Consider the following 8030-nt stretch of genomic DNA (forward strand, 5'->3'; position numbering starts at 1 on the left):
GGGCGAGTCCCGTCAGCAGGTAACAGGCGACAAGAGCCTGATAGTGGATGGCAGCTATCAGCAGAAAGTCGCCGCCAAAGAGGCGCTCGAGGTGGGCAGTGAAGTTCATCTCAAGTCATTGGGGAAAATTGTGCTCGATGCCGGCGCCGAGATCAGTATCAGTGCCGGTGGCAGCTTCGTCAAAGTGGACCCGGCCGGGGTGCACCTGGGCGGCACGGCAGTTAATCTCAACTCGGGCGGCAGCCCCGGCTCAGGCAGCGGCTTTGCCGGCAAGGCACCGGAGCTTCCGGGTGAAGTGGCCGCTGCCGAGTTGCCCCAAGGCGAAAAAGTGATTTTGCCCAATCCATCCCAGCAGAGTGGCACTCTGCTGCTGGCTGCCAGTACGGCTAAAGGTGTGTGTGAAATTTGCGAGCAGCCGGAGGAAGAAGATGCCCCTGCCTGAACTCGCTGGACTCAAGGGGCAGCTGTATCTGCTTTGGGATGCCTGTTTGCACCGAAACCTGGCGCAGACCCTGTATCAGCTGGACAACCGCGTCTTTATGCTACCCCTGTATCAAGGGACTCAGTTCGAGTCTCTCGGCGATATTCAACCCTTGCTGCTGCAATGTCCTGCCGATAGTCAGTTGTTGGATTGGTTGGAGCAACAGCTTTGCTACCGGGACAGTGTCTGGCTATTTGAGTCAACCGCCTCCAGTGCTGAATTGTTGCGCTATTTTCAGCAATTACCTTTGCAGCAACATCCGCTGGGCCACCAGGTATTATTTCGCTATCAGGATCCCAGAGTGCTGGCGGGCTTTATGGCGGCGCAACTGCCGCTGGAAGCACTGTTCCCGGCGGGTATATTCGGCCGGGTTTGGGTGTATGACACTATTGCCGAACACTGGCACTGCCGAGTGCCTCAGTCGGCTCAGTCCAGTGAGGCAACTCAGCGCTTTCAGTTGACCGATGACCACCTCAAGGTGATGCAGCAGGTCTGCTGGCAGCAATTTGGTCTTAGGCTGCAGCAGCATTTGAGGCACTTCTTTGCTGATGAGTTTGGTTCGGTTTCCCTGGCGGGAACCTTGGCTATTGCCGAGCGCGCCGCCGCGCAAGGGTGGGAATCGGAGCGGGACATTTTTCTTTACGGCAATATTTTGGGTTATCTCGGTGCCGACTTTGAAAAGAACCTTATCGGTAATCAGACAAGCAGTGCTTCCGGGGCTTTGCTTGATCAGCACCTGGCTAGTGATGAACCCATCTCTCAATCAGAGTACGCCGGCATAGTTAACCTGATGCAAACCCGGGGAAGTGACAAATCTGCGGCTTTGGCACAAGCCGCAGATTTGGCCAAGCAGTTAAATCAACAAAGAGCCAATGCGTTACAAGGAGTTACTCATGTCGGCCGATAGACAACAACAGGATGCCAACGATAAGGCCACTCAAGAGTCGGATACTAAAGCCGGTTCTTTACTGGCAACTTGCCCACTCAAGGCGCAAACCGTCAAAATCGTGCCTGTGCGTTATGCCTTGGATGAATTCCAGTTGGTGCCGGAGCCTTGCCCCAAGCACAACTTGCCTTCAGAAGGTAACTTCCCCGGTGGCTACTTCAGCAAACAACTCAAATGTAATAGCTACACCTTGCGTCAGCTTACCGATGGCTGGCTTTATGTCTGGAACCAAACCGAAAAGACCCTGCACGAATATGAAGTCAGGGGACCTCAGCTGATCCGTTACCAGTTTGGCGACAATGAGGCCGACAAACCGCTCAGCGAGCGCGGTACAGCGCTGGAGCCTAAAGTCTATCTGGAATATAACCGCGGCTCTGAGCTGTATCTGATGTTCAGCCAGCTAAGGTGTTCCTGGCCTATGTTGGAGCATTATCGCAGTAATGGCGAAGCCCAGCGTCGTTGGGGACGCAAGCTGTCATTGCCCGGATTTTGCCGCACTATGGCAGAGCCCCATACTGCCCCAATCAAGGTGTTGAGCCAGGTTGCCGATATTGCCGGCGAGGCCAAGTTCCCTCTGGCGGTTCCTTCCCTGCAAGACAGAGGGGAGGGAGATGAAAAGATCAGCGGTAAGCCGGTTCAACCCCTGACTACCTACCTAGGCCCTATAAGCGATAAAGACTCGGCCCTGATGGTCGCACTGGATGATATTTGGTCGGATATCTGTGATATCGCCTCTCAAACCTTTTATCTATCCGGACAGATGCATGAGTTTAATGAGGATGAAATGTATCGCCGGATGAATGCCAAAGCGGTAGTTCAGATTTGTGGCGGTCTTGATATGCTCGGTGAGGATGGATGGCTACACAATGATAAGTTGCCGCCAAAAGTCAGAGGGAATGAACTGGCAATCAACCGTTATCTGGATAAACTGACCGATTATCGGGAAGCCGTAAACAGATATGAAGATCAGCTTAGGATTTATGCCGCTCAAGGAGCAAAAGGCATTGTATCACCTGATGAATTCTTGAAGCTTGAACAAGAGCTTGCTGCCGAATATGGCTCGGCCTGGAATCTGGATTTGCCTCGTTGGGAGGCTGAAAGAGATAGGCGTAAATATGCCAATATGCAGAAAGCTGAAAGTTTTCTGACAAAACACTTGCAGCATGATAGCGCATTAATGGAAGAGATTGGGCCTAGGGTGGATGAGCTGTTTGATTGCCACTTTCATATTCAGGCCGATGCCAGAGTATTAGGAGCAGATTGTCATCATCCCAGCCATCAAGAGGGCTTAACAACTTGGATGAGCGACAGTCTACAGTTGCTGGTGATGTTTCTTGATGATGCAAAAAGAGACATTCTTGCCAGTGCGTTTTCGAGTGCCTCCAAGGCTCAGGCGTTGATTGCTCTGACCACGAGCGGTTTTGACCCCTTATTGCACCAAGAGCTCAACGGACACCTACAAAAACCGGCGGCTTTGTTGTCGGCAACCGGAGTATCAGTAAGTAACAACGCAGTATTAAGGATGAACGAGGTTAAAGCGGCATTTAATGAGTTGCCGTTTATAGAGCACAAATGGGCTACCGATTTGCATCAAGATGTCCACAAGACGTTGGATGCAATGCGACAAGCCTTTGCCGATAAAACCTCCCAAGGCTGGTCGCATGTACTGGAAGCCATTTTCCCTCTGTTTCGGGGGGAAAAGGGGATCTCTACCCATTCAACCAGCTTAATGTTGCAATCACTGCTGATTAACTCTTTTGTTGAAGATATCCCACTGAAAATTGAAGAGCTTTTTGACTATGAAAAAGCTTTTCAGACTTATCAGGAAAAGCTTTCTGCTTTGGAAGGAAAAGTAGGGGGCTTGAAAAAACAAGAAAGCAATCTGAAAAAAGCAATTGGCAATGCTGATAAAAAGACTAAGGACGCCAAAAGGAAACAAAAGAAAAATAAGAAAACTTATAAGCAGGGACGAAAGAAGGCAGTCAGAAGAGCTGCAGGCAAAGGTAAAGAATTTAGAAACAAACTACAAAAAGTAACCGGTGAGATCTCCGAGGCAGAAGAAGCACTTCAACTGCTTGTGGAAGAGAAGCCCTATTGGGCTGCTGCCAAGCAACAGGCGGTGACACTGGAAAGCCGACGCCAACTCTCTGAAGGGATAAAAGGCTATCTGGATAAAGGCAAAAAGCTGGCAAGTCACATTACCTTGGGCAGAACGGCTATTTTACTTGGGTATATCAACTTACTATATACACCTATGCCAGAGAAGTACTCTTGGGGCTCCTTTAAGTTCGACAGTTCCGATGCTGAAAGTAAAAAGCTTCATACACTGATTTACAATACAGGGTATCTTGTTGCCTTTGGTATCGCGGCTATTTGGTATGATCCTCTGCTTACCAAGATCAAGCAAACAGTGACGGCATCTGGAGAGAAGAGCATCTATAAAGCGACATATTTAGTTAAAGACAGGGTTGTTCCTCTATTTAAACTCTCTTTTAAGCAGGCTACTGGTGTTCATGGCATTGAATTTGCCAAGGTATTGAGTAGTTTCCGTATGGCAGCTCTTTCGTTAGGTGTTGCCTCAGCAGTAGCAAATGCTTATGAAATAGCTCAGATTGGCCAGGAGTTGGGGCTTTGGGGCGAGAATCCGGCAGATTTGAATGCTGTGGAAAGATCGCTGAAATGGGTCCAAGAAGCCTCACTTGCAGTCAGTCTTGGCGGCATGGCGATTCAAGCTCTAGCAGCTTTCGGCTTTGTTGCTGGTTCACCGCTTATCCTTCCAATACTGGCAATTGCCGGTGTGGCTTACCTGTTATCTTCCATTGCATTTATCTTTTTTTCGCGCGACGATATTGACAAATGGTTGGATCATAGTGATTTTGGTTCCTCTCCACTGTGGCAAGATGCCCCCCACGAGGCATTCCAACATCTGCAAGATATATTGCTAAAGCCTGCGGTTTATATGCAGCCCTCTTGTTCATCGAAACTGGCCGCTATCTTGGAAAAATCCAGTATTCCAAACCAGCTATTAAACCACGAAACGGTATCCGGCTGCTGGCTACTGTTCAATCTACCAACAGCAGGGACTCATATTGAATTGGCGGAAGTCTATCATGAATATACTCTTTGGGGAGCGACTCAAATTACCAATTCTGATTGGGACGGAATGGAAGCAATAGCCGTTACCCCAGAGGCAGTCAGAAATCTCATTGAAAATGGCTTTCCTGAGACCTGGGATGAGATGGATGATAGCTATATTGTAGAAAACAATAGTCAATACTGGTTGATGTATGTACCTTTAACTCCGGCTGAATTATTTGAAAATCCATTAAAGTCGCAGTCAGAGCTATGGTTGAATATTAGCCGCCCAAGACAACGTAACATAGATAAAACTTGGCACTACAAGTTACAACCTAAAAGTTTAAGCCAAATTTTAGGTGTTTGGGGTAAGCTACAGGAGGAAGAAGCAAGGTTTACTTTCCCTGAACCAAATGAAGTTACAGGTATTATCTTTTAGGGCTAGTAGCAAGGAGAATTGAGTGGGACAAGGGAATAAAAAGAGTCAACTGGTCGACAGGCCAGATTATATTCAGTATAGTCAGGACGGCTTGGAAAGAGGCTGGTTTACCCAAGCCGATATTACCAAGCTTGAAGACGAACCGGCCATCTTTCAGTGGACTATGCCAAGGGCTTTTTTTCATCGGTTTAGTGGTTCGGCATCGATTTTAATGATCTGGGGGATTTTCGCAGGTATCCCTATGTTGTTTTTTTCATTGATAAATCTAGCATCAGAAAATCCACAACCTGATGATTGGAATTCAGTTATTGGTATTGGCGTTTTCCTTTCTTCGATTTTATTGATAATTTATTATTTCACTCGGCTTCAATATCACCATGTAGCATATAAGATCACCGAGTCGGGTTTTTTAAGGGATGAGGTTAAACTCTGTCCAAGGTGGGGGTATCGCGCCATCAACCCGGAAGGTTTGATGTGGGTTCTGCGAGTTATGACTCTTATCCTTGTACCGATAGCTCTGGTTATACACCCATTTTTATTGGTGGGTGTCGGCGGTCTGGCATTATTGAGCTTTAAAAAGGTAGAGCCTTCTGAGCCTGAAAAGGCCCACTATATTCCAAACTTATGGCATAAATCTGGAGTTGCGAATGAGAAAAAGTTGAGCATAGTTAATCTAAACCCACGAAGAAGAATTATTGATATCACAAGTGCAGATCTTACGAAAGGTGGCGCAATATTTTGCACCAAAAAAAATTATGAGGAAGTTAAAGCATTTGTGTTGAAGAAATTACCTGAGGCTAAGGTGATTGAAGATAAGTCGATTTGAGTTATTACTTAAATTAAGTTGGACGAATGATGAGCTAATTGGCAAAAAGACCCAACTACATTCAGTATAGTCATAATCGATTTTTTAATAGGGTAATGGTTTGAGTCTGTTAATTAAGCGGCCAGATTACATTGAGTACTACCCTTACGTTGAAGAGGGCGCCTTTCCACAGGCAGAGATTGATAAACTGGAGCAGGAACCGGCTCTGTTTCAATGGACTATGCCGCGTGCTTTTTTTTGGAAGGACTCCCCGTTAGTGCATCACTTGAAAGTGTTAGGTGTCTTTTGTGGGATTCCTGGGGGCATTTTTCTTTTTGGTAATTTGATGAGCAGTACACCTCCTAGTTATGAATCACTGAAAGCCGTATTTATGATGGTTTTTCTCATGTTTTCAATGGTTATGGTTTTGTATTATGTCTCCAGGAGTCAATACCACAGTGTGGCCTATAAAATCACTGAGTCCGGTATTCTAAGGGATAAAGTGAAAACTTACCCTAAGTGGCGCTATAAAAATGAAGTGCCGGAGTCATTTCTCTTTGTCTTAAGAGGCGTCGCACTCTTGGTGATCCCTATCGCCTTGATGGTCAATCCATTGCTGTTGGCTGGGGCGGGAGGGTTAGCCTTGCTAAGTTTTTACCCATTCCCCAAGGGCGAGCCTGAATACGCTCATTACATTCCAGTATTCTGGCATCAGAAAGGTTTAGAGGCTGCTAGCGAGTTAAGTATAATTAATATTTGTGATAGCCGAAGAATTATTCATGTCAGGAGCAAAGATTGGTCTAATGGAGCAGCGATATTATGCACGAAAGAGAATTATAATGATGTGAAAGAATTTGTTTTAGGAAAGTTGCCAAAGGCAAAAATAGTTCAAGAAGAATTATCCATTTAAAGTGAATTTTCAATTGATTTGGACGAATGATGAGCCAATTAGTAAAAAGACCAAACTATATCCAGTATAGCAAGTATGGTCTCGAGAATGGGCTTTTCACACAAGCTGATATTGCCAAGCTTGAAGATGAACCCGCAATCTTTCAGTGGACTATGCCAAGGGCTTTTTTTCATCGATTTAGTGGTTTGGCATCGATTTTAATGATTTGGGGGATTTTCGCAGGTATCCCTATGTTGTTTTTTTCATTGATAAATCTAGCATCAGAAAATCCACAACCTGATGATTGGAATTCAGTTATCGGTATTGGCGTTTTCCTTTCTTTGATTTTATTGATAATTTATTATTTCACTCGGCTTCAATATCACCATGTAGCATATAAGATCACCGAATCGGGCTTTTTAAGGGATGAGGTTAAACTGTGTCCAAGGTGGGGTTATGGCGCCATTAACCCGGAAGTTTTGATGTGGGTTCTGCGAGTTATGACTCTTATCCTTGTGCCGATAGCTCTGGTTATACACCCATTTTTATTGGTGGGTGTCGGCGGCCTGGCGTTATTGAGTTTTAAAAAGGTAGAGCCTTCTGAACCGGAAAAGGCTCACTATATTCCTGTTCTTTGGGATGATAGTAAGATGGTAGATGAAGATAAGGCGAGTCTAATTAATCTTAATCCTAAAAGACGTATTGTTCATATTAGAAGTCGTAGCTGGTATTATAATGATGCAATATTTTGTACTAAAGATAATTATGAGGAAGTTAAAGCGTTCGTACTAAAGAAATTGCCTAAAGCCAAGATTGTGCAAGAGCAATGGACTATTATTTAATAGTACTGCTTTCTGCCAGTTGGTAGACAGAGTTTGAAACTCTGCAATAATTACATGAGTTAATGGCTTTAGCCTGTTAATTAACTGTCCTGATTGTATTGACTACTATTCTTACATTGCGAAGGGCGCTTTCTCACAGGCACAAACCAATTAGTGGTAGGCTTACACAACAGCACTGGAGGCCTGGTCTCAGCCGTTGCCTGAAAGTGAATGGGCCCAGCCTAGCGCTGAGCTGGTTCGCTTAAAAGCGGAAATCACCGCGCACTACCAAGCCGGAGGCTCTCTGGGGGATTTTGTCAAACCAGCCGCCCAGGGCTATGATGACGAGACATGAGCAACGAGCTAATTTACCCCAGAGCTATACCCAAATTGCAAAAGTGAACGCCACCAGGGCTTATTCACACCTTCTCTAAGACTTTTACAGGAATGCTCTTAAAGCCAGTCGACTTCAGCTTATTCCTTGGGACATTCCTTCAGGCAACTCTTTCGGGCAACTCTTTCGGGCAAGAAGTTGCCCGGCGAGCAAAAAATTGCCCGGGTTCGGGCAAGAAAT

General features: G+C 45.9%; 5 protein-coding genes and 1 pseudogene. All 6 read left to right on the top strand.

Annotated elements, in window-relative coordinates; all coding sequences use genetic code 11:
- A pseudogene (locus ON072_RS20565) lies at nucleotides 1–442 on the top strand (hypothetical protein); the annotation flags it as partial.
- Complete coding sequence (locus tag ON072_RS20570) at nucleotides 429–1388, top strand: DUF4123 domain-containing protein (RefSeq protein WP_107006388.1); 960 nt, start codon at nucleotides 429–431, stop codon at nucleotides 1386–1388. The pseudogene ON072_RS20565 and the gene ON072_RS20570, both read left to right, overlap by 14 nt.
- Nucleotides 1375–4941 carry a toxin VasX gene (locus ON072_RS20575; RefSeq protein ID WP_107006389.1) on the top strand — a complete coding sequence of 1189 codons (3567 nt, stop codon included), beginning with the start codon at nucleotides 1375–1377 and terminating at the stop codon, nucleotides 4939–4941. The genes ON072_RS20570 and ON072_RS20575 overlap by 14 nt, the downstream gene beginning before the upstream one ends.
- Before the next feature lie 22 nt (nucleotides 4942–4963).
- A complete protein-coding gene (locus ON072_RS20580) occupies nucleotides 4964–5767 on the top strand; it encodes a hypothetical protein (protein WP_062793998.1) in 804 nt (267 codons plus the stop codon).
- A gap of 100 nt (nucleotides 5768–5867) precedes the next feature.
- Complete coding sequence (locus tag ON072_RS20585) at nucleotides 5868–6656, top strand: hypothetical protein (RefSeq protein ID WP_107006390.1); 789 nt, start codon at nucleotides 5868–5870, stop codon at nucleotides 6654–6656.
- 26 nt (nucleotides 6657–6682) lie between these two features.
- Nucleotides 6683–7477, top strand: coding sequence for a hypothetical protein (locus ON072_RS20590; RefSeq protein WP_107006391.1), 795 nt, complete (start codon nucleotides 6683–6685; stop codon nucleotides 7475–7477).
- The last annotated feature ends 553 nt before the right edge of the window (nucleotides 7478–8030 follow it).

This window comes from Shewanella sp. K8, from assembly GCF_028823715.1.
GTDB classification, from domain to species: Bacteria; Pseudomonadota; Gammaproteobacteria; order Enterobacterales; family Shewanellaceae; genus Shewanella; species Shewanella algae.

Coding starts and splice junctions, on each gene's coding strand:
- ON072_RS20570 (WP_107006388.1), top strand. CDS start 429: ATGCCCCTGCCTGAACTCGCTGGACTCAAGGGGCAGCTGTATCTGCTT.
- ON072_RS20575 (WP_107006389.1), top strand. CDS start 1,375: ATGTCGGCCGATAGACAACAACAGGATGCCAACGATAAGGCCACTCAA.
- ON072_RS20590 (WP_107006391.1), top strand. CDS start 6,683: ATGATGAGCCAATTAGTAAAAAGACCAAACTATATCCAGTATAGCAAG.